Origin of the sequence: Rhizobium sp. P28RR-XV (genome assembly GCF_012641385.1) — a bacterium.
GTDB lineage: Bacteria > Pseudomonadota > Alphaproteobacteria > Rhizobiales > Rhizobiaceae > Rhizobium.
Genome location: NZ_JABAIG010000009.1, coordinates 242,682 through 265,017, shown reverse-complemented (window position 1 = coordinate 265,017; position 22,336 = coordinate 242,682). Strand labels below are relative to the sequence as shown.

The 22,336-nt window shown below is 60.2% G+C and carries 19 protein-coding genes; 7 read left to right on the top strand and 12 right to left on the bottom strand.

Going from position 1 to position 22,336, the window contains the following annotated elements; all coding sequences use genetic code 11:
- Positions 1-65 precede the first annotated feature (65 nt).
- From HGP12_RS20595 to HGP12_RS20560, 8 genes are all read right to left on the bottom strand, one after another.
- The gene (locus HGP12_RS20595; protein ID WP_168840873.1) at positions 66-818 is read right to left on the bottom strand and encodes a F0F1 ATP synthase subunit A; all 753 of its coding nucleotides are present in this window, start codon (positions 816-818) and stop codon (positions 66-68) included.
- A gap of 78 nt (positions 819-896) precedes the next feature.
- Positions 897-1,241 carry an AtpZ/AtpI family protein gene (locus HGP12_RS20590; protein ID WP_168840874.1) on the bottom strand — a complete coding sequence of 115 codons (345 nt, stop codon included), beginning with the start codon at positions 1,239-1,241 and terminating at the stop codon, positions 897-899.
- Between the two features lie 311 nt (positions 1,242-1,552).
- Positions 1,553-2,731: a cell wall hydrolase gene (locus HGP12_RS20585; protein WP_168840875.1), complete on the bottom strand. Its 1,179-nt coding sequence runs from the start codon at positions 2,729-2,731 to the stop codon at positions 1,553-1,555.
- A gap of 174 nt (positions 2,732-2,905) precedes the next feature.
- On the bottom strand, positions 2,906-4,771 hold the full coding sequence (locus HGP12_RS20580) for a potassium transporter Kup (RefSeq protein ID WP_409526841.1): 1,866 nt from the start codon (positions 4,769-4,771) through the stop codon (positions 2,906-2,908).
- A gap of 53 nt (positions 4,772-4,824) precedes the next feature.
- The gene (locus HGP12_RS20575; RefSeq protein ID WP_168840877.1) at positions 4,825-5,802 is read right to left on the bottom strand and encodes a magnesium transporter CorA family protein; all 978 of its coding nucleotides are present in this window, start codon (positions 5,800-5,802) and stop codon (positions 4,825-4,827) included.
- Between the two features lie 414 nt (positions 5,803-6,216).
- Complete coding sequence (gene apbC, locus HGP12_RS20570; protein ID WP_168840878.1) at positions 6,217-7,371, bottom strand: iron-sulfur cluster carrier protein ApbC; 1,155 nt, start codon at positions 7,369-7,371, stop codon at positions 6,217-6,219.
- Positions 7,372-8,026: 655 nt separating this feature from the next.
- The gene (locus HGP12_RS20565; RefSeq protein ID WP_409526842.1) at positions 8,027-8,767 is read right to left on the bottom strand and encodes a helix-turn-helix transcriptional regulator; all 741 of its coding nucleotides are present in this window, start codon (positions 8,765-8,767) and stop codon (positions 8,027-8,029) included.
- Between the two features lie 319 nt (positions 8,768-9,086).
- Positions 9,087-9,896 carry an IclR family transcriptional regulator gene (locus tag HGP12_RS20560; protein ID WP_168840879.1) on the bottom strand — a complete coding sequence of 270 codons (810 nt, stop codon included), beginning with the start codon at positions 9,894-9,896 and terminating at the stop codon, positions 9,087-9,089.
- Between the two features lie 127 nt (positions 9,897-10,023).
- On the opposite strand from HGP12_RS20560, the gene HGP12_RS20555 reads away from it, so the two are divergent.
- The 5 genes from HGP12_RS20555 (at position 10,024) to HGP12_RS20535 (ending at position 14,257) form a co-directional block, all read left to right on the top strand.
- Positions 10,024-10,794 (top strand): SDR family NAD(P)-dependent oxidoreductase, encoded by a 771-nt coding sequence (locus tag HGP12_RS20555; RefSeq protein ID WP_168840880.1) that lies wholly within the window; start codon positions 10,024-10,026, stop codon positions 10,792-10,794.
- 23 nt (positions 10,795-10,817) lie between these two features.
- Positions 10,818-11,750 carry a 2-dehydro-3-deoxygalactonokinase gene (locus HGP12_RS20550; RefSeq protein ID WP_168840881.1) on the top strand — a complete coding sequence of 311 codons (933 nt, stop codon included), beginning with the start codon at positions 10,818-10,820 and terminating at the stop codon, positions 11,748-11,750.
- Complete coding sequence (locus tag HGP12_RS20545; RefSeq protein ID WP_168840882.1) at positions 11,750-12,385, top strand: 2-dehydro-3-deoxy-6-phosphogalactonate aldolase; 636 nt, start codon at positions 11,750-11,752, stop codon at positions 12,383-12,385. The genes HGP12_RS20550 and HGP12_RS20545 overlap by 1 nt, the downstream gene beginning before the upstream one ends.
- A gap of 2 nt (positions 12,386-12,387) precedes the next feature.
- The gene (locus HGP12_RS20540) at positions 12,388-13,275 is read left to right on the top strand and encodes an SMP-30/gluconolactonase/LRE family protein (protein ID WP_168840883.1); all 888 of its coding nucleotides are present in this window, start codon (positions 12,388-12,390) and stop codon (positions 13,273-13,275) included.
- 352 nt (positions 13,276-13,627) lie between these two features.
- On the top strand, positions 13,628-14,257 hold the full coding sequence (locus HGP12_RS20535) for a PRC-barrel domain-containing protein (RefSeq protein ID WP_168840884.1): 630 nt from the start codon (positions 13,628-13,630) through the stop codon (positions 14,255-14,257).
- 127 nt (positions 14,258-14,384) lie between these two features.
- Here HGP12_RS20535 and HGP12_RS20530 read toward each other — a convergent pair whose 3' ends face one another.
- Positions 14,385-15,740: a putative bifunctional diguanylate cyclase/phosphodiesterase gene (locus HGP12_RS20530; RefSeq protein WP_168840885.1), complete on the bottom strand. Its 1,356-nt coding sequence runs from the start codon at positions 15,738-15,740 to the stop codon at positions 14,385-14,387.
- Positions 15,741-15,865: 125 nt separating this feature from the next.
- Positions 15,866-17,599 (bottom strand): response regulator, encoded by a 1,734-nt coding sequence (locus HGP12_RS20525; RefSeq protein ID WP_168840886.1) that lies wholly within the window; start codon positions 17,597-17,599, stop codon positions 15,866-15,868.
- Positions 17,600-18,059: 460 nt separating this feature from the next.
- On the opposite strand from HGP12_RS20525, the gene mutL reads away from it, so the two are divergent.
- Both mutL and HGP12_RS20515 read left to right on the top strand, forming a co-directional pair.
- A complete protein-coding gene (gene mutL / locus HGP12_RS20520) occupies positions 18,060-19,892 on the top strand; it encodes a DNA mismatch repair endonuclease MutL (protein ID WP_168841101.1) in 1,833 nt (610 codons plus the stop codon).
- 209 nt (positions 19,893-20,101) lie between these two features.
- Positions 20,102-20,332 (top strand): DUF2093 domain-containing protein, encoded by a 231-nt coding sequence (locus HGP12_RS20515; protein ID WP_168840887.1) that lies wholly within the window; start codon positions 20,102-20,104, stop codon positions 20,330-20,332.
- 29 nt (positions 20,333-20,361) lie between these two features.
- Here HGP12_RS20515 and lpxK read toward each other — a convergent pair whose 3' ends face one another.
- Together lpxK and HGP12_RS20505 are read right to left on the bottom strand one after the other, a co-directional pair.
- Positions 20,362-21,411, bottom strand: a complete 1,050-nt coding sequence (lpxK, locus tag HGP12_RS20510; protein WP_168840888.1) for a tetraacyldisaccharide 4'-kinase — start codon at positions 21,409-21,411, stop codon at positions 20,362-20,364.
- Between the two features lie 185 nt (positions 21,412-21,596).
- Complete coding sequence (locus tag HGP12_RS20505) at positions 21,597-22,328, bottom strand: HAD family hydrolase (protein ID WP_168840889.1); 732 nt, start codon at positions 22,326-22,328, stop codon at positions 21,597-21,599.
- Between the last annotated feature and the right edge of the window lie 8 nt (positions 22,329-22,336).

Here is a 22,336-nt window from a genome sequence, read left to right as displayed (position 1 = left end):
TTGAACTCCTTTGAAATGGTTGTGCGGTGAATGACTGACGCCCTTAGACGCCAATGTCTTTATCCTTAGTGGCCACCCGGATGGATCGCGTCGTTGAGGTACATGCAAGTCAGTACCGCAAAGACGTAAGCCTGGAGGAAGGCGACAAGGAACTCGAGACCGGTGAGGGCGACGGTCATGATGAGGGGAAGAATTGCGCCGCCAATGCCAAGCGCGCCAAGGGCTCCGAGCGAGGCGACGAAGCCTGCGAACACCTTGAGCGTGATATGACCGGCCAGCATGTTGGCGAAAAGACGAACGGAGAGCGAAATCGGCCGCGACAGGAAGGAAATGATCTCGATCACCACCACCAGCGGCAGAAGGATACCCGGAACACCCTGCGGCACGAAGAGCTTGAAGAAGCCGAAGCCGTGCTTAATCAAGCCGTAGAGAATGACGGTGAGGATGACCAGCAGCGCCAGAGCGAAGGTGACGATGATTTGGCTGGTGACCGTATAGAAATAGGGAACCATGCCGAGCAGGTTTGCCGTCAGCACGAACATGAAGAGCGAGAAGACCAGCGGGAAGAACTTCATTCCCTTCGTTCCCGCCCCTTCCTTCAGCATCGAGGCGATGAATTCGTAGGCCATCTCCGCAACCGACTGAGCGCGGCTCGGAATGACGCTGCGCTGCGCGCTGGCAAAATAGAGGAAGCCCGCGGAAATCACTGCGGAGGCGACCATGAACAAGGAAGCGTTGGTGAACGAAAAATCAATTCCACCGATATCGATCGGAATAATCTTGAAGATCAGGAACTGATGGGTAGGTCCGTTTGCCACCGCTGGTTCTCTTTCATTTTCCCGCTCGAGCGAGCGGATGCCTCTCACCTGGAAACGGCGCCGCAGCGTCGCTTCCGCTCATTTCTTGTCTCGGTCTTGCTCATTCAGCTCCGGTGTCGCCACCTTGCCCGCAGAGCGCAGCACATTCAGCACGCCGGCACAGAATCCGAGAAGCAGCAAGATAATCATGCCCCACGGCGCCGTACCGACAAAACGGTCGAAGACATAGCCCAGAACAGCGCCAACGATAATGGCGGCAATGAATTCACTGGAAAGCTTCATCGCCTGAGCATAGCCTTTACGGCCCTCCTCGGCGCGAACCTCCCCGTATTCATCCTCTTTCGCGGCAGCGCGCTTGCTCGCCAATTCGGCTCCCAGCTGCGCCCGCCGCTGTTCCAGACTTTCGTCGCGGTCGTCCGTCATGGTGATATCCTCCCCCTTTTCGTCGCGCGTTATCCCTATACCCCGGTCAACGCGTAAACGAACAGCAGGTTTCGCCACCTTCCGGCCCGTTTTGAAGTCGCGCGCAACATAGTTTTAGGAAAAAGCATAGTCAAGGCGTAGACGCCATCTGTCCAGCCATAAATTAGCCCAATTAAATCATAACGTTAGATTGAAAGAGCCGTGCCGGACGAAAACTGAGCCGAAGATTCCTCTTCAGCCCATGCTTTTCTATGGCTTTTTTGCCAGTCGCCACTGCGCTCCTTAGGACCAATCCACAAACTTCGAATGCTTCAGCTCCAGCCGCCGCCATAAGTGCGGTAGAAGATATGCATGCCGATGCGGCCGACCTTCACCATCTCGGCCGCCCATTTCGGCCGGACGTAGACGGCATGGTAGTGAGTGGCGGAGCCGACTTCCGGCAACCAGATCTTGCCGGCCGTTACCGCCATCGCGACCTGACGGGCGATGCGCCAGTGTTCCGGCGAATTGACCCGATCCTTGACGCTGTCGCAGGCAAAGGAGAACTGGCAGGCATTGCGCCAATCCTCGTTCTGATAGACCACGCCGCAGATGGTTTTGGGATAGGCGGGATTGCGAACGCGATTGAGGATGACCTGGGCGACGGCCGCCTGCCCTTTCACGGACTCGCCGCGCGCCTCGAAATAGATGCCGGTCGCAAGGCATTGCTGCTCATCGGACGAGAATACCGATGGCGGCAGGACATTGGCCGCCCACAGATGATCCTTCGGTCCGATCTGCGGCACGAAACGGCCTTCGCCGTCCTGATCCTTGGCAAGGATGGAATCGAAAGGCGAAACCCGGGCATAGTCCGGTGTCGGCGATGCATAGGCAGCAGCCAGAACATCGGCATTCTGATTGGTGATGAGGTTTGCCAGATAGGCCGGCACTTCGTCGTCCAGCTTCGGCGGCTGCTTCTTGTAGAAGGCGGTGGCAATCTGGATTTCCTTGCCGTCGAGCTTCGGCTTCAGGAAGGCGGTGCGCTCACCGGTATCGGATTCCGGCCGAAACAGCATGCTTTGCCGCTCCAATACCGAGCCCGCGGAGAAATCCTTTGGCGGCTGCATCGGCGCAACGGCAACGATGCGGCCTTTCTTGTCCTGGCGGTTGATCCGCTCTTCATCTGGTCTGGGATCGCTGCCCTTTTGCTCCGACTGGAAAGCAACCCGCCGCCCGTCCGGCAGCACCAGGCCGCCGTCGCCCACCGCGGCCGCCGTCTTGGCATCGCCGAAGGCCAACTCCGCCTGGTGAGTGGAGCCGGCCGGCGAGGCGGTCATCACCATGCGCCAATTGGCCCCTTCCCTGTCGATGCCGGAAAGGAGGCCGGCAAGATCAGCGTAGGCGGCTGGAGATGGGAAGATCAGCCAGGCACAGAGCCCGAAGACGGCGGGCGAAGTCCAGTTTTTCGGCAAGAAACTCAATTTTCGGCTGACATAACGCGAGCGGGACAACACCGGACTCCAAACGGCACTCGAAACCAGGAGCCGGAATAATCTCCCATTAACCTTGATGGATGGTTAATTCGGGCAAATCTGTGGTCGTGAATACCGCGAGCTCGCAGCCCTAAGAGAAAAGGCCCGGCGGATATCCACCGGGCCTTCGAAGGAAGAGCAATCTTGCCGAGCTCAGATGATGACGTGCGAGCCCAGTTCCACCACGCGGTTGGCCGGCAGGCGGAAGTAGTCTGAAGGGTCGGTCGCGGCATTGGCGAGCGCGATGTAGAGCCGGTCCTGCCAGTGCGGCATGCCCGACTTGGCGTCCGGTACCAGCTTGCGGCGACCGAGATAGAAGGAGGTCGACATGATGTCGAACTTCAGACCGGTCTTGCGCAGGGTCGCGAGCGCCTGCGAAACGTTCTGCGATTCCATGAAGCCGAAGCGCAGCTCGACGCGCGAGAAGCGGTCGGAAACCTTTTCGACCGAATAGCGGTCCTCCTGGAGGACACGCGGCTTGTTGGTGGTACGGATCGTCAGGATCACGTTCTTGTCGTGCAGGACGTGATTGTGCTTCAGATTATGCAGCAGTGCGGCGGGCGCGGATTCCGGATCGCTGGTCAGGAAGATCGCCGTGCCCGGCACATGGGCGGGCGAGTGGTCGCTCTTGCGCTCGATGGAGCTCACGAAGGACGACAGCGGGATATCGGTGTGCCGCGTCTTTTCCATCAGGATCGCGGTGCCGCGGCGCCAGGTCCACATAATGACGGTGAAGGCGGTTGCGATCAGCACCGGAACGTAGCCGCCATCATGGATTTTCAGCAGGTTGGCGCCGAGGAAGACGAATTCCAAGAGCAGCAGCGGCGTGAGCACGGCAACAGCCATGGGCAGCGTCCAGTTCCAGCGAACGCGGACGAATTCGAAGGCCATGATCGAGGTGACGACCATCGCGCCGGTGACCGAGATACCATAGGCCGTCGCCAGGGCGTCCGACGTCTTGAAGGCCAGGACCAGGAAGATGACGCCGAAGAACAGGACGGTGTTGACCGACGGCAGGAATATCTGGCCGGTATTGGTCTCGGAGGTGAACAGGATTTCCATGCGCGGCAGGAAGCCGAGATGGATAGCCTGGCGCGTGAGCGAGAAGGCGCCGGTGATGACGGCCTGGCTGGCGATGATCGTCGCCATGGTGGCGAGAATGACCACCGGCAGGATCGCCCAATGCGGAAACATCAGGAAGAACGGATCGGACATGGCCATGGGCTCGCGCAGCACGAGGGCACCCTGGCCGAAGTAATTCAGCGTCAGCGACGGGAACACCAGCACAAACCAGGCCCACTGGATCGGGCGGCGGCCGAAATGGCCAAGGTCGGCATAGAGCGCTTCAGCGCCCGTCACGGTCAGGAACACCGCACCGAGCACCACGACGCCGAGGAAACCTTCCCGCATGAGGAAGCTCACCGCATACCAGGGATTGAGCGCCGTCAGGATGCTGTAGTCATCGGAAATGTGCATGATGCCGACTACACCCATGACGATGAACCAGAGGGCGGTGATCGGCCCGAAGAAACGGGCCACCGCGCCGGTGCCATGCGACTGTATCGCAAAAAGCAATGCAAGGATCGCAACCGATATGGGGACGATATAGTCCGACAGCTGCGGGGTAACCAGCTTCAGGCCTTCGACGGCGGACAGAACCGAAAGCGCCGGGGTGATCATCGCATCGCCGAGGAAGAGTGCGGCGCCCAGCAGGCCCAGCAGCATCAGAATGGCGGTATGGCCGTTCGCCGTCTTCATCAACAGCGCCAGCAGCGACAGCGTGCCGCCTTCGCCGTCATTGTCCGCGCGAAGCAGAAAAAGGACATATTTGATCGTGACGATGATCGTCAGCGTCCAGAACATCAGCGACACCACGCTGATGACTTCGCCGCGCGTCAAACCATCAGCGGCTACCGGCTTCAGGGCCTCGCGAAAGGCATAGAGCGGGCTCGTGCCGATATCGCCATAGACCACGCCGACCGAACCGAGGGCGAGGTATGCGAGTTTACGAGCGTTCATTTTCCCGTCGGGAGAATGATGGGTTTCGTTAGACATTCAGGATCACTAGACTCTCAGAGCCAGCCTTTCCAGCGAAAAAAGAAAAACGGAACGATGGCGGAAACCACCATCAACAACAACGATGCCGGGTAGCCGTAGGCGAAATGCAGCTCGGGCATATGCTCGAAATTCATGCCATAGACGGACGCCACGAGCGTCGGCGGCAGGAACACCACGGAAGCGATCGAAAAGATCTTGATGATGGCGTTCTGCTCGATATTGATCAGCCCGAGCGATGCATCCAGCAGGAAGGTGATGTTTCCCGCGACAAAGGATGCGTGCTCGGACAAGGACTGGACATCCCGCGAGACATTGCGACACAGGTCCTTGGCTTCATGGTCCTGCTGCATGGCGGGGATGGCGTGAAGGAAGGTCAGCAGCCGGGATAGCGAACTCAAGCTGTCACGCACCTTGCTGAGCGTGCGGTGATAGCCTGCGATGTCCTTGAGCTTCTCTTCCAGATAGTTTGCCGGGCGGCGGATTTTCTTCACACGATCGCCGAATACGTGCACTGACAATATATCGATACCGGCGACGGTCTGTTCAAGCACCTCGGCGGTACGGTCGACGATGGTTTCGAGAAGTTTGGCAAGCAGCGCGACGCCCGTGCGCCGCTCCTGCGGAATGCGCTGCAAGGCCGCGATGAACAATGCGAAGGATTTTGGCTGTGCGTAGCGGATGGTGACCAGCCGGTGTCCCGTCAGAATGAAGGCGACGTCGGTGAGCATCGGCAGATTGGTATCGGCCTTCCACAACAGCGAAGCGGTCAGAAAGACCGAGCCGTTCTCGACATAGAGCCGGCTGGAAGGCTCTATGTCCTTCATGTCCTCGCGCGTCGGTACTTCGAACCCGAGCAGCCGCTCGATATCGGCTTCTTCCTCGCGCGTGGGATCGACCATGTCGATCCAAGTGGCATTGTCAGGCAACCGGTCGGCGGCCGAGAGATCGGGGAGCTGAAGCGGTTTGGAATCTGAGCAATAGGCAGTTATCAACTGCTTGCTCCCGCAGCAGCGGAGACGGCGCAAAGGCCGAGGCACTTTGCGCGCACTCGCTGCGATCCCACCAATGGCGAATGAAAAAAGCTCATAAAACCCCGGTCATATCCCGCCGGTCCGGCCGGAATCCGTGTCCATGTTCCATTGCGCTGCTGTACCAATCCTTCGTCCGTCCTGGCGAAGCCGCCTGCTCGGACGAAATAAAACCACCATGCGGCGGAGGGCGGTCATCGGAAACGCCCGGCCAGTTCCACGCCGGCGGCGCATATGCAGCAAAGCTCGCAAAGAATCAAGTCACAACCTCTTCATTGCGCGATTTCACCGCAGTTTCGATGATCTTGCGAAGTCATAGCACAGGATGCCGACAAGACAATCCGTCGCTATACAGAAAGCCGATACGTCTCCCGCGAATTATTCAAATACGATCGACGGGGCGGCGCGTTGCGGTGTGCCCTCCACTTGCTTCCAAACCTTGGCAGCGATCTCGCGATAAATCTTCGCAACGATACCGTCCGGCTCGGCAGCGACGAGCGGCGTGCCGGCATCCGAGGTTTCCCGGATTCCCATGGTCAGCGGCACCTCACCTAGGAAAGGCACGCCGATGCGCTCGGCTTCCTTCCGCGCGCCGCCATGGCCGAAAATATCGTATCGGGCGCCGGTATCCGGCGCGATGAAATAGCTCATATTCTCGACAATGCCGAGGACAGGAACCTCGACCTTGCGGAACATGTTCAAGCCCTTGCGCGCATCGATCAAGGCCAGGTCTTGTGGCGTCGAGACGATGACGGCACCGGCAAGCGGCACCTGCTGCGCCATGGTCAGCTGCACGTCGCCCGTGCCGGGCGGCATATCCACGACCAGGACGTCGAGCTCGCCCCAGGCCACTTCGCGCAGCATCTGCAGGAGCGCGGATTGCACCATCGGCCCGCGCCAGATCATCGCGGTCTCCTCCTCGACGAGGAAGCCCATCGACATGACCTTGAGGCCGTAATTCTCCATGGGATTGATGATGCGTCCGTCGATCTGGGTGGGACGTCCGGAAATCTTCAGGAGGCGCGGCATCGAAGGGCCATAGATATCGGCATCCAGAATGCCGACGCGCAGGCCGTTGGCAAGCAGGCCCAAGGCAAGATTGACCGCCGTCGTCGACTTGCCGACGCCGCCCTTGCCCGAAGCAACCGCAATGATGGCACCTACACCGGGTACACCGATCTTGGCGGCACGAGGCTGCGGCGGCGGCGCGTGCGGATGAGAATGCGAATGGCCGTGCGGGGCAGCTTGCGCCGGCGCCGGCCGGGCGGCGGGCGCGCCGGCCTTCTTGTCGGCCGTCAACGCGACCAGGGCGCCTTTGACACCGGGCATTTCCTTGATGACGCGCTCGGCGGCAAGACGCATCGGCTCGAGATCCTTGGCGCGCTCGGCCGGAACGGTAATGGAAAAATAGACCTTGCCGTCGGAAATGAAGACATCCGACACCATACCGAGCTCGACGATATTGTGCTCCAGGTCCGGGCCGCGAACCGTCTTCAACGTTTCCAGCACCTGTTCCTTGGTGATGTCTGCCATTCCATCCTCACTGCACAATCTTCATCCGGAGCGCAGCATCGGCCGCTCGGGCCATACGCTTTCCGGTTTAGATAGTGGAGCGGCGGGACTTCGCCAAACGAAATTCAAGGCGCTGCCGATAAAAAGCGCCTTCGTTGCGGCCGGCAAGTCCGCCGGGTCCATCTATGACCCCACCAGCCGCGGTCTCCCAATCCGGAAAGACGTTTCGCCGGCCGAAGTAGGGCAACCGCTCGGAAGAAATAGGGCAAGCCTGGGAAAATCGCCTCGTCGGCCGCTTCGATCCTTATGAGCGTGCCCAATAAGCAACAACCGCCGCCAACGCCCTTCGCCCGGAGAAGCTATGGCGACGGCATCGGCGACGGTTGTTTGATCCGCGCACGTTTCGTCGGCGCTGTTATCAAAGTCCCCTCTGGACCTCTGCCATTTAACAAGCAGGAAGCGTGCCAGTTTTCACAAAATGGAAAAAATCACCATATTTCAAATATTTGATGAGTAATGCCCGGCATGATGGGGCCTGACGTCGGCGATGCTCTTCATCATATTTTATTCGCAGCGCACAAAATTCATTCACGAGCTGCCCGAATCTCGATCAATACATTTAAGTCCTGCCGGCAATTGAAGCTGACGACGGCGGCACCTCAGCGAGCCGCAAGGATCATTTGATCAACCCGACGCGGAGTGCCTTGGCAACGGCCTGTGTGCGGTTGACGGTGTCGAGCTTCTTGGTAGCGCGGTTGAGGTAATGGTTGACCGTGTGTTCGGACAGCGCAAGGATTTCGGCTATTTCCGCGCTGGTCTTTCCGGCCGCAGTCCAATTCAGGCAATCGATCTCGCGGTCAGTTAGGGCATCGACGACGCGAACATCGAGATTGCGGATTTCCGCCAGCCGATCGAAGACGTGAATTGCGATGTAGGAAAGATCCTTGATCTCCTCGGACGAAAAGGGGTCGCGATCCCCGGCCAAAGAGACTGCGCCGCGAAGGCCCGAGGCATCATGGGTCGGCAGATAGAGGAAGCGCGTCATGCGAAAGCGCTCGAACAAGGTGACGACGAGCTGCGATTTGCCTGCCTCGCGATTGGGGCTCGCCACCACCTCATAGATGAAAGGAAGCGTGGAACTGCGCAAGCGCAGCAATGCGGGGCTGGTCGGCAGCAGTCCCTCCTGATCATAAATCGACAGCAGTTCGGCCGGCCAATTGTTGATCACCGAATTGCTCTGCAGTTCGAAAGAGGTAATCGGCGGCAGATTAAGCACCATGAAAGCGCGACAACGATAGGCCTCGGTCAGCCCTTTCATGAAACGGAACACATCAAACTGAGTCTTCAGCCTGCCGATTTCCTCGATATAGTCCTCGCCGCGAGGAGGCGTTCCCGCCTGTACCAGTGCCGCCATCATCAGTCTTCTTTAGTAAAAGAGGAAAAAAATACGAAATTCCGTATCTTGTCCCATGAGATTAATGCACCAGCGCCGCTATCAGGCACCTACCGAAATATAAGTTTTCGAAATTTGTGGCAGCTTCAACGATCGTTACTATGTCGCCTGGTCATAACCTCGCCAATTCCTCTATGATTCCAGCAATCATTTGCGGATAATGGCAGCTCTTCCGCATATCTCAACTGTAAAATTCCAGATAAACGGGCAATTTGGCTAAGGTCCAGCATTGGCAGCATTAAAATTGACAAGCTCTGGGCAGCCGCGACGAGAATTTGCGGAACTAGCGTTTGGGACCCATGCGATTGCGCATATCCATCATGATCGAATCAGCCGCGGCCACCACCAGGGGCGCCCATGCCTGCAAGCTCTGCGGCGTGACACGATAGGCCGGTCCTGTGACCGAGACGCCGGCCAGCATGTGACCGTCATCCGAACGGATCGGAGCCGCAACACAGCATATGCCGCTCTCATGCTCCTCGATATCGAACGCATAGCCGCGCTGCCTGATCTCCGAAATATCCGAGAGCAGCTCTCCGGCGTTGCGAAGCGTCTGTTGCGTGTAAGGGCGGAATTCGAGAGCGGCGATCCGGATCGCAAGCTCGGCATCGTCGAGTGCGGAAAGCGCCGCCTTGCCGACGCCGGTGCAATAGGCCGGCGAGGCGTTGCCAATCTGCGAATACATGCGAACGGACTGCCGTCCCTCCACCTTGTCGAGATAGATGACCTCCGCATCATGCAGAACGCCGAGATGCACGGTTTCGCAGGTGACGTCGTGCAGACGTTGCAAATGCGGCTCGGCAACGGCGCGGAATTCGTTGCGCGCCCAGCTGCGCGAGGCGAGCGTCAAAAGCCTCAGGCCGATGAGATAGCGACCGTCGCGATCGACCTCCAGAAGTCCTTCCTCGACGAGATGTGACAATTGGCGATGCAGTGTGCCGCGCGGCTGATCGGACAGCGAAAGAATGTCCGTAAAGCGCATGGGGCCATCCGCAAGCGCAACGCGATCGAGCAGCGCGACGAGCTTCCCAAGCGTTCCGGTTTCCCGGTCGCCGCGGCCATTCGCTTTCACGCCCTCCGGATTCAGATCCATGCCCTTTCATTTATCGCTGGCACTGCAGCGTTATCCTTGACACGATGGAAGGGTAATCCGATAATTCCACATAGTCAAATGTCGTTCCAGATAATGGAACTTCACGACCTATTCCGGAGGAGAGATCTTGGCTGAGACGCACGCGCAATTTCCCGACCTGAAAGATCGAACCGTGCTCATCACCGGCGGCGGCTCCGGCATCGGTGCAGCCCTTGTAGGGGGTTTCGCCAGGCAGGGTGCGAAGGTCGCCTTCATCGACGTCGCCGAGGAGCCGAGCAAGGCGCTGGCCGCCAGGCTTTCGGCAGGATCCGTCCATCCCGTCGTTTTCTATCACGCCGACCTGCGCGATGTCGGCGCCATCAAAAGCACGGTCGCAGCAGTGGAATCCGATCTCGGCGCAATCCGGGTGCTCGTCAACAACGCAGCCTGGGACGACCGGCACGATATCGACACGACGACCGAGGAATATTGGGACAACAACCAGGCGATCAACCTCAAACAGGTCTTCTTCGTCTCGCAGGCGGCGGTCCCCGGCATGCGGGGCGCCGGCGGCGGCGCGATCATCAATTTTTCCTCGATCGTCTTCAAGACCAACCCGCCGCTGCTGTCCTCCTATGCGGCGGCAAAGTCCGGCATCCTCGGGCTGACCAAGAGCTTTGCCGGGCGCCTCGGCCCTGAGAACGTTCGCGTCAACGCCGTCCTGCCCGGCATGATCATCACCCAGCGGCAGCTCGACCTATGGCTGACCGAAGAGGGCATGGCCAAGACCATCGATCGGCAATGCCTCAAGCGCGTGCTGAGCGCCGAGGATCTGGTCGGACCGGTGCTTTTCCTGGCGTCGGACTGCTCGGGCGCCATGACCGGACAAGCCATCACCGTCGATGGCGGCATCTTCTAACGAAAGACTTTGGAGTATTTCTCATGACCAAGCCCGCATATGTCGCGGTGGACTGGGGCACCAGCAGTTTCCGGCTGTGGCTGATCGGCGAGGACGGCGGCATTCTGGCAGAGCGCCGGAGCGGCGAAGGCATGACCGCGGCAGCCCAGACCGGCTTTGCCAAGGTCCTGCAGGCCCATCTGGATGCCGTCTCGGCACCCGGCGATATCCCCGTCATCGTCTGCGGTATGGCCGGAGCGCGCCAGGGCTGGGTGGAGGCCGGATATATCGACACGCCGGCATCGCTTGCCGCGATCCTCACCGGCGCGGTCGCCGTGCCCGGACAATCCCGTGACATCCGCATCCTGCCGGGCCTTGCGCAGCGCAACCGGCAGGTGCCTGACGTCATGCGCGGCGAGGAAACGCAGCTGTTCGGTGCGATCGTCGCCGATGCCAAGGGCGAACAGCTCGTCTGCATGCCGGGAACGCATTCGAAATGGGTGCGCGTGCTCGACGGCCAGGTGACGGGCTTTTCCACCTTCATGACCGGTGAGCTCTTCGACATCATCACCAAGCACAGCATCCTGTCGCATGCCGTTGCCGGCGCCGCAGACATGCCAGCCGATACCAAGGCATTCGAAATGGCTCTCGGGGCAGCGTTCGACAAACCTGCCCTGGCGACCAACCTGTTGTTCACCGCGCGCTCCGGCCAACTTTTGAATGGATTGACGTCCGCCGGCGCGCAGGCGGTAATCTCGGGCACGCTGATCGGTGCCGAACTTGCCGGTGCGCTTGCGTCAGCCGGGCAGAATGCGGCCATTACGCTTGTCGCTTCCGGCCGCCTCCAGGCTCTCTATGAGGATGCGTTCCGCGCCCTATCTCTTCCCTATACGACCATCGACGCCGATGCCGCCGTCCGTCGCGGGCTTTCCGCCGCGGCCGAAGCGATCTGGTTCAAGAAAGAAAGCAAACACTGATGACGACCCGCATCCCCTTCCCGCCCATGAAGCGCCCGCTCATCGCCATTCTTCGCGGCATCAAGCCGGAGGAAACGGCCGATATCGTCGGTGCGCTGATCGAGACCGGCTTCAGCGCGATTGAAATTCCGCTGAATTCGCCAGAGCCTTTCCGTTCCATCGAGATTGCCGCCAAGATGGCGCCCGCCGATTGCCTGATCGGCGCAGGCACCGTGCTGACGGTTGAAGATGTCGATAGGCTTGACGGCGCGGGCGGCAAGCTGCTTGTCACACCGAATGTCGAGCCTGCGGTCATCAGCCGCGCCCGCGACAAGGGCATGGTGACGATGCCCGGCGTATTCACCGCAACGGAGGCTCTATCAGCCGCTCGCGCCGGCGCCACTGGCCTGAAATTCTTCCCCGCCGGCGTGCTCGGCGCCTCCGGCATCACGGCTATCCGCGCTGTTCTGCCGCCGGAACTCGTCATCGCCGCGGTCGGTGGCGTTTCGGACAAGAATTTTGCCGACTACACCAAGGCGGGCATCCTGGCTTTCGGTCTCGGCACCAGCCTTTACAAGCCTGGAATGACCACGGCAGAGGTTGCCGAACGTGCCAAGGCCACCATCTATGCCTATGATGCAGCCATAGGAGCCTGACTATGACCGATATTCATGATTTTCAGGGCAATATTCTTTGCAACACGTCATCCGTCCTGGGTGAAGGCCCGACCTACGACCCCGACACGGACACCGTCTGGTGGTTCAATATCCTCGGCAAGGAACTGCACGAATTGCACCTGCCGACCGGCAAGAAACAGGTTCACGAGCTGCCGATGATGGCAAGCGTGCTTGCCCGCGTCGATGCGGAACGGCAGATGATCGCCACGGAACAGGGGCTCTTCCTTCGTGATATCGCCACCGGCGAGCTGAGCTTTTATGCGGCGATTGAGGCGGACAAGCCGGAGAACCGTTCCAATGACGGGCGCACGCATATTTCCGGATCGCTCTGGATCGGCACCATGGGCAAGCGCGCCGAGATGCAGGCAGGCGCCATCTATCATGTCGCCGGCGGCAAGGTCACCAAGATCTTCGACCAGATCAGCATTCCGAACTCCATCTGCTTCTCGCCCGACGGCATGATCGGCTATTTCACCGATACGCGCGTCAGCCAGCTCATGCGCGTGCTTGTCGACCCGGAGACGGGACTGCCGACGGGCGAGCCGATCGTCATGGTCGACAGCATGGAAGACCCGGGCGGCCTCGACGGCTCGGTCTGCGATGCCGATGGCTATATCTGGAATGCGCGCTGGGGCTCCGGTTTTGTCGACAAGTACAGCCCGGACGGCCTGCGCATCGAGCGTTTTCGCGTGCCTGCCATGCAGCCTTCCTGCCCGGCCTTCATCGGCAAGAATGCGGACCGGCTGGCCGTGACGACCGCCTGGGAAGGGCTTGATGACGAAGCCCGTTCCATGCAACCCCAGGCCGGCGCGCTCCTGGAACTCGGACTGACCGTGAAGGGCGTCTTTGACCCGCAGTACAAGCTTTGATTGAAAACCCTCCTCAGGCGCTCGGTGCCTGGAGAGGGATTTGCTTTGACGATCAATGCCGTATCAGCATCCGCCGGATTGCGAAAAACCTGAAATCCGTATCGATCCATTTTTCAGTTCAGCCACTCCACAGGTTGTTTTTTGAAACGTCAACCTATTGTTTTCATGCTGTATTTCTACAATTTTCAACTTGCAGCCATCGACTTCTGCAACTTTTGACGGAACTAAAACCCTAGTGAACCATTTGCCTTTATAACCGACACGAGGAATGTCGGTAAATGGAGGTTCCACTCGCGCTGGTAAGCATGCGCACTCGATAAGCATGCCCATCAGAATGAAAGGTAGGTTCACGATGACTGGGAAACTCTTCACTTCTGTCGCTGCAGGCGCAATCTTCGCCACGGCCTCGGTGCTTTCGCCGATGGCGTTCGCTCAGGCGCAGCAACCGTCGAACGGGGGCGCTGGCAATACCGGCAACGCGCCGGTGACGCAATCCGCCCCGGCGACGCCGGACGCTACAAAGCCGGATAGCTCGATGCCGCAGACCAAGGCTCAGGCACCCGCTTCGCCAAGTGGCACCGAACAGGCCGGCTACTTAACCACGCAGTCGGCTGATCAGATCAGTGCCAAGACCTATATGGGCCAGTCGGTCTATAATGGTCAGAACGAAAGCATCGGTAGCATCAACGACCTGATCCTGCAGAAGCAGGGCGGTGTTGTCGCCGCAGTCGTCGGCGTCGGCGGCTTCCTTGGCATCGGCCAGAAGAGCGTCGCCGTACCGTTCGACAAGATCAATGCCACGCAGAATCCGCAGGACGGCACGGTTAAGCTCACGACGACCGAAACGGCCGACTCGCTGAAGGCCGCGCCGGAATTCAAGACGCTGGCAATGCAGGCTTCCGAGAAGGCGGCAAGCTCGGCGGGTACGTCGACAATGCCGGCGACGGACAACACCACGACTTCGTCGACCACCAATAAGTAAAATAATGGTCAATTAAAATAATGGTCAGGCGAATATAGAAGCGGCGGCCCTTCCCGGCTGCCGCTTTCTTTGTTTTTGTGAGAACGAAAAGCCGCTATGCGTTTTTCCTGGACTTCCTGGAGTTCGCCTAGGCGATCTCGCGTTCGTTGCTGAGCTCCAAATAATGGCTTTGCAGATAACGAAGCGTTGCGGCGCTGTCTGCCGGCTTGCCGAAATAATAGCCCTGCCCCATGGCGCAGCCCAGTGACTTCAGTTTCGCCGCTTCGGCATGTTCCTCGATGCCTTCCGCTACTACCCGCAGTTCGAGCCCCTCGCACATGGCCAGCACCGCCTTGATGATATGTTCGGACACCCGATCCGAATTCATACGGGAGACGAAGGCGCGGTCTATCTTAACCTTGTCGAAGATGAATTCGCGCAAGCGCCCGAGACTGGATTGACCGGTGCCGAAGTCATCAAGCGAGACGCGCGCACCCGCGGCGCGGAGATCGGCTATGATGCGATGCGCCGTGTCGGCCGAACTCACGACCGCGGTTTCGGTGATTTCGAGCTCGAGGCGATGCGGATCGAGGCCGGCACGCGCAAGGATGGCAAGGATGCTGCTGCTGGTGCCGGGATCCATCAATTGCGCCGAAGACAAATTGAAGGACAGGAAAAGCTCGCGCGGCCAGGAAAGCGCCGCCTCCGCCGCCTTTCGCAAAAGGGTTTCGGACAGGGCATCGATAAAGCCGCGCTCCTCGGCGAGCGGCACGAAGACAGCCGGGGAAACGAAGCCGAGATCCTGATCGTTCCAACGGGCAAGCGCCTCGAAGCCGACAACCATATTGTTGGCGAGCGAAACGATCGGCTGGAAATGCACATCGATGGCATCCGAAATGATGGCATTGCGCAGCGCCTGCTCGAGCTGCGTTGCGCGCTTCATTTCCTGAGCGATCTCCCTGGAATAGACGGTGATCTGCCCACGGCCGCGACGCTTGGAGCGATAGAGCGCAGTTTCCGCATTTTTCAGGAGGTCGTCGAATTCCTCCCCGGCGAAGGGATGGATGGCGAAGCCGAAAGAGGCGGAAAGCCTGACATTGCGATCGCCGAGATCATAGGGCGCCGAAAGCACCTCGCGGATCATCTGCCCGAACTTCTCGGCCCCGACGCGCTCGAAGACCAAGGGAAGAACAAAGGCGAATTCGTCCCCGTCATGGCGCGTCACCATCGCTCCGTCGGGGATGCAGGCCTTGAGGCGATGCGCGACCTGGCAGAGAATCTCGTCACCGGCTTCGACGCCAAACAGGTCGTTGATCGGCTTGAAGGCATCCAGATTGACGATGCCGATGGTGAAGGGTGCCGGATCGCTGGCCCGTTCGAGCGAAATCGAACGCGTGCGCTCGCGCATGCGATGTCGATTGCCTAATCCGGTGAGCGGATCGGTATAAGCGATTGCCTGTGGCTCTTGACTGACTGGCCCTGGCAGCATTTCAGCCGATTTCATATGCGGTCCCGACGTTTTCTCCACCCTGCAAAAGCATGACGGCGAAGTCTTAACAAAGGATAGCGGGAGGACGGTGATTCAATGCCGGCGATAAGTTGCCGTCACCGGCGATCTCCTTGTAACATTTATCTATTTTGCGCCTTGTGGGGGCTGCGCATATACTTCTGAAACACCGTCTCGATGATGTCGGGACTGACCGGTTTCAGGATGACATCATCCATGCCGGCATCCCCACACTCCTTGCGATCACGCTCGAAGGCCTGCGTCAACACGCCGACGATCGGCGTATGGAAACCGCTGCCTTTTTCCGCGCCGCGGATCAGCCTGGCGGCTTCGAAGCCGTTCAGGCCCGGCAGCGAAATATCCATCAGGATCAGCTCCGGGCGATGCTCCTGCCACAACCGCACCGCCTCATCGCCGCTTGCGGCGATCACGTAGCTGTATCCCAACCCTTCCAGGATCTGCGAAAAGACGATCTGATTGATGTCATTATCTTCGGCAACGAGGATCTGCGCGCGGCGATCATCGCCGGCCGTGCGCCGCCATTCCGGCAGGAGCCCCGATTCCGCGGCATTCCCAGGTTCGCCGCGGATATTGCGGTTGAAATGGCGGGCAATCAGGAAGGCAAGTTCCGTGGCAAGCTGCGAGCCATCCAGCGACAGGGCGGCAAGGTTCTGCCGTTCGGCCAGCTCGATGCCGCGCTTGCCCAGCTGGTTGTCGACAATGACAAGATCGATCTTGACACCGTGCGCGCTCGCCACATCCAGAAACGCCGCCTCTTCATTCTCATTGTGAACGACGCAGGCCTCGAAGCCGTATTTCTCGAGCGTTTTCAGCGCGGCCGTTTCCGCGGCGAAGTCAGCCGTGACGACGAGAACCTTGCGGCCGCTGAAATTTTCCGGGACGAAGGTTTCCATGGCGGCAGGGCGGCGCGTAATGGTCTGCAATGCGGCCATGGGAACATAGGCACGCCGATAGGAGCGGTCGCTGTTTTCCCGGATGTGCGAGGCAAGCGCGAATTCATCGAAATCGCCGCCGTCCTTGGGCAGGTCCTGCATGGTGCAGACCAGGAAATAGCGGCCGGATTTGCCGATACGCTGCTTGCGCGTGACGATATCGCGCTCGATGCCGTCGCGGGCAATCTGGCGCTGCCGCGAGATCGACATCTCGCCGGTCTCGATCACATGTCGGTCGCTCTCGTGGAAGCGATTGGCAAGATCCGTGGAAAACAGATCGAGGCTCTTGCGGCCGCGCACCTCATCGGCCGCGGTCTGGTATTTGTCGCAGAACGCCCTGTTGACCGCGACATAGATGAGATTCTGGTCCTTGACGAACACCGGGAACGGCAGGTTGTCGAGAACATCCTCGGTGAGCTGCACGCGCTCCATATCGACGCGCCACTGCTCCTCGCGCTTCTTTGCCTCGGAGACGTCGGAGATGATGCAGAAGCCGATGCCGGAGGATAGCCGCCGCTTGCTGATACGCACCCAACGGTCGTCGGTGAAATGCTCCGTCGTCTCGAAACGCTCGCGCCAATGCGAGGCGATGCGCTGCGATATCCAGCTGTCGCGGTTGGCGGCCGTCTTGGCCTGATTTGCCTGAGGCCGCATGCCCGTGTCGAAGACGGCACCGAGGAAGTCGCGCAATCGCGTCGACGGCTGCAGGTATTCCGGTTGGATCGGGAAGAAATTCAGAACCTGGCGGCTGGCGAACAGCAACAGATCGTTCTTGTCATAGGCGAAGAAGGCGCTGGAAAGACCGTCACAGAAAGCGTCGAAGAACATCGCCTGCAGATTGCCGCCGAAGGGCGCATCCGCGGTCGCCATTGCCAGAGCTGCCTTGTCAATCTCGGCAGTCATTCGTCCGATTCCCACACTCTACCAGTTTCACAGCACGGCGAACCGACGGTGCGGCGTTCGCTCTAAAAGACATGTTTGAAAAGTTGCATGCTGGCCTGTGCACTTGAAGCAGATGGCACCTGGCTCATGGAAGTTGACGGCCACCAACCTGCCATCAAGAGCCGTCAGCATGCACGAAGCGCGCCACCTGCAGTCATTTCAAGCTTCTCGTCCCACAACCTGTCATCATTCCCTTAAACATTGATTAAATTTCTTAACAAAGCCCCTGGGACGATAACGCCGAAAAGTGTCAGCGGTTTTCGGAGGACATCATGCTCTCTACCTATTTGATTCCAACGGATTCTGCTTTCAGACCGATCCGACCTAAAATCGTTCGGCGCCGGAACGGAAACGGGTGGATGAAGACAAGCCGATCGCCTTTCCTCTTTTCACGCTGCCGCGAATCCACGACAATGACACCATGGCCATCAAGCAACTCTCCGAAACACTGATCAACCAGATCGCTGCCGGCGAAGTCATCGAACGCCCGGCAAGTGCTGCCAAGGAGCTGATCGAAAACGCGCTGGATGCCGGCGCGACGCGGATCGAGATCGCGACCGCCGGCGGCGGCAAGGCCTTGCTGCGGGTGACCGATAACGGCTCCGGCATGGGAGAGGCCGACCTTGAGCTCGCAGTCCGGCGCCACTGCACCTCGAAGATCTCCGAAACGTTGGAGGATATCCGCACCCTCGGCTTCCGCGGCGAAGCCCTGCCTTCCATAGGCTCGGTGGCAAAGCTTTCAATTGCCAGCCGCAGGGCGGGTGCGAACGGCGGCGCCGAGATTGCCGTTGCCGGCGGCAAGGTTCTGCATCTACGCCCGGCGGCCGCCAATACCGGCACGATCGTCGAGGTGCGCGACCTGTTCTTCGCCACCCCGGCGCGCCTCAAATTCCTGAAGACCGAGAAGGCGGAGGCGGCCGCGATCACCGAGGTCGTCAAGCGCATGGCGATCGCCTTTCCACGCGTGCGCTTCGTGCTGTCAGGCAGCGACCGCTCGACGCTAGAACTCCCAGCGACCGGTGACGATCATCTTGCCCGCATGGCGCAGATACTTGGCGCCGAATTCAAGGACAATGCCATTGCGCTCGACGCCGAGCGCGAGGATGTGAGCCTCACCGGCTTTGCTGGCGTGCCGACCTTCAATCGTGGCAACTCGGCGCATCAATATGCCTTCGTCAATGGCCGGCCGGTACAGGACAAGCTGATCCTGTCGGCGATCCGCGGTGCCTATGCCGAAACCATTCCCGCCGGGCGCTATCCCATTGCCGTGCTTTCATTGACGCTCGATCCGGCGCTGGTCGACGTCAACGTGCACCCGGCCAAATCCGATGTGCGCTTCCGCGATCCGGGGCTGGTGCGCGGCCTGATCGTCGGTGCCGTTCGCGAAGCGCTGGCGCGCGAGGGCGACCGCGCCGCGACGACCGGCGCCGACGGCATGTTGCGCGCCTTCACCACCGGGCGCTCCGGCTTTCAGCCGGGTTGGCGACCCTCGCCGCCCCCGACGCCTTGGACGGCCGAAACGTCGCCGTCCCGTCCCTATGGAAGCCCCGCAGCTACGGCGGGCTACAGATTTGCCGAAAGACCGCAGGCGACCTTCGAGGGACTTGTCATGCCCACCGCGCGTGCCGAGGTGGCGTCCCCGGTGGAACCGGTGCGGGCCGAGGAGCCGGCGCGCTTTCCGCTGGGGGCTGCCCGCGCGCAGCTGCACGAGAACTATATCGTCGCCCAGACGGAGAACGGGCTTGTCATCGTCGACCAGCATGCAGCGCACGAGCGGCTGGTGTTCGAGGCCATGCGCAAAGCCCTGCATTCGAAACGCCTGTCCTCGCAGGTCCTGCTCATTCCCGAAATCGTCGACCTGCCCGAAGAGGATTGCGACCGGCTGATGGCGTTTGCCGAGGAACTCGGGGAGCTTGGGCTTGCCATCGAGCGCTTCGGCCCCGGCGCAGTTGCCGTGCGGGAGACGCCGGCCATGCTCGGCGAGGTCGACGCGCAGGGCCTGGTGCGGCAGCTAGCCGACGAGATCGCCGAATGGGATACCGCCGCCGGCCTTGCCGCCAAGCTGGAATATGTCGCCGCAACCATGGCCTGCCACGGTTCGGTGCGATCGGGCAGGCGTTTGCGCCCGGAAGAAATGAATGCGCTTTTGCGGCAAATGGAGGCCACGCCCGGCTCCGGACAGTGCAATCATGGCCGGCCAACCTATATAGAGCTGAAGCTCTCGGACATCGAGCGGCTCTTCGGGCGCAGCTGACAGCAGCCGTTTCCAAACGGAACTTTTCCGGGAAATGGTCTGGAAAAGTTGCGCTTGCTGCATAATTTCATCCTTAAGTCGAAATTGGTTTAGGGATAAAATTATGCAGCAGATTTAAAGTGCTACAGCGACCTTTGCGCGTCATATTTGACGCGCGGCGCTGTAGTGCGGTATGGCAAACAGATGACAGAGATCAAGGACGGCGTCAGATGAATCTTTTCGAAGGACATGGAAACCGCGAGGCGAAGGTTCGCTATCTCGACGGCGATTTCCAGATCCTGATGCCTGGCTCCTACGTCATCTGCGCCATGACCGGCAAGCACATCGCTCTCGATGAGCTGCGCTACTGGAGCGTTGCCCGGCAGGAGCCCTATGCCGATGTCATCACCTCGCTCGAGGCCGAGAAGCGCGCCGGCGCGCTGCCTAATCAGAAGCGCTGATTTTCCGCGCTGGATAACTGAACCTGGCTTTAAGCTGCTTTGCTGTTGCGCTTTTCCCGCAAGCGCCGTTCGCGCGCGGCCGCGATCGCCCTGTCGATGATCAGTGCCGGCGCCCCCGGATCATCAAAGACCATGTCGATCTCGATCACCTTGCAGCGCTGCAGCAATTCGCCGGCGCGACCATGATGTCCGATCAGGCGCACGTAGTCCTTGGACGTGGTGACGATCTCCAGCCCTTCGCGCGAGGCTATGTCGAGCATGTCGGTGACGTCGTCTTCGCCGAGATGTTCATGATCGCCGAAGCTGCGCCGGACGGCGATATCGGCCCCCAGCGTCTCGACCGTGCGGAAAAACTTGGCCGGATCGGCAATACCAGCAAAGGCGAGCACCTTGCGGCTGCGCAAATCCTCCTGCCCGCGCACTCTAACGCTCGCGGCAAAGAAGGGCTTTCCGGCCCTTGCCGCAAGCCGAACGACGCGATCGGCGGCATTGCCCTCGCCGACCTTCAAAAGGGCGGATGCGAAGAGAAGCTGGGTGCGCAGCGGCGCACGCACAGGACCGCCAGGAACGAGATGGCCGTTGCCGACGCCTCTGCCGGCATCGATCACCAGAAGAGCGTAGTCGATGGCAAGATGAGCGCTCTGGAAACCGTCGTCCATGATGATGAGGTCGGCGCCCTCGCGCACGAGCCTTTCCGCGCCATCGGCCCGACGACGAGCAATCACCGTCAGCGCCTCGCGGGCAAGCAGCAGCGGCTCGTCGCCGACGGCCGTGGCGTGGTGATGCGTGGGATCGACGATCGTCGTGACATCGAGCGATCCGCCGTAGCCTCGGCTCAGGAAGCCCGGCTTCAGCCCCTTGGCCTTTGCAGCCTGGGCGAGCGCAAGTGCCGTCGGCGTCTTGCCGGCACCGCCGACGGTGAAATTGCCGACGCAGATGACCGGCACCGGCACGGAAGCGCGTTTGCTATGCACCATGCGGTGCCCGGCGATGCGGCCATACAGGAAGGAAAAGGGCGAGAGCCCCCAGGCACGCCAATCCGGTTTTCGCCACCAGAAAGGTGGGGCTTCCGATACCATGCGTCTAATCCAGCCCTATTCTTGTGCCGCCAGGGCGTTTCCGTTTTTCTTCAAATCGCGAAAACGCTCTAGCCTTTGTTTCTAAGCAATTCCGGACGGAAAACCGCTACGCCCTTTTCCCGGAATTGCTCCAGCAAGGCGGCAAGAAAAGCCGGATTGCGTGAAAAAGCAAGCCATTGCCAGGATCAGGCCGATTGGGCGACCGGCATGAGCAGGCTTTCCAGCTCGGTAATGTCGTTGAGGCAATAGTCCGATGCTGCCGTCAGCGTTTCGCGCGAGCCGGTGCCCGTCAGCACGCCGACGGTCAGACCGACGCCGGCGTTGCGCCCCATATGGAGGTCGTGATTGTTGTCGCCGACGACTGCGACCTGCGCCGGCGAAAGGCCCGTCGCCGCATAGAAGCCGAGTACCATGCCCGGCTCCGGCTTGGTGCCGAAACCGCTGTCATAGCCGGCAATGTAATCGAGATAGTCGATGAAACCGAAGCGGCGGGCCGTCTGGCGAATGGAGCGTTCGTTGTCGCTGGAGGCAACGCCGAGCTTGTAACCCCGCTCATGCAGTCGGCGAAAGAAACCGGCGAGATCGGTGACCGGCGAAGAGAAGTCGGCTGTGTGCGCGAAGAGCGCATCGAGCTTCTCCACCAGCTCGGCGACATCCATTTTCGAGCCGGCGGCCACCAGCCCCTCGGAAATCTGCCTGGTGTTGCCGGCGGCCAGCAGGCTGTCGGGCACGATATGGCCGGAGATCGGGTCCATGCCACATGCGGAGAGCAAATGATCGGCGAGAAGCGGATCGTCCCCGGCGGCGATCCTGGCGAGCTCGCGGTTGACCGGCAGCCAGCTCTGGTCATAGTCGAGCAGCGTGCCGTCCTTGTCGAAAAGAATGCCCGCAATCGCTCCCAGCTTGACCGCCGCCATGCCCTTCC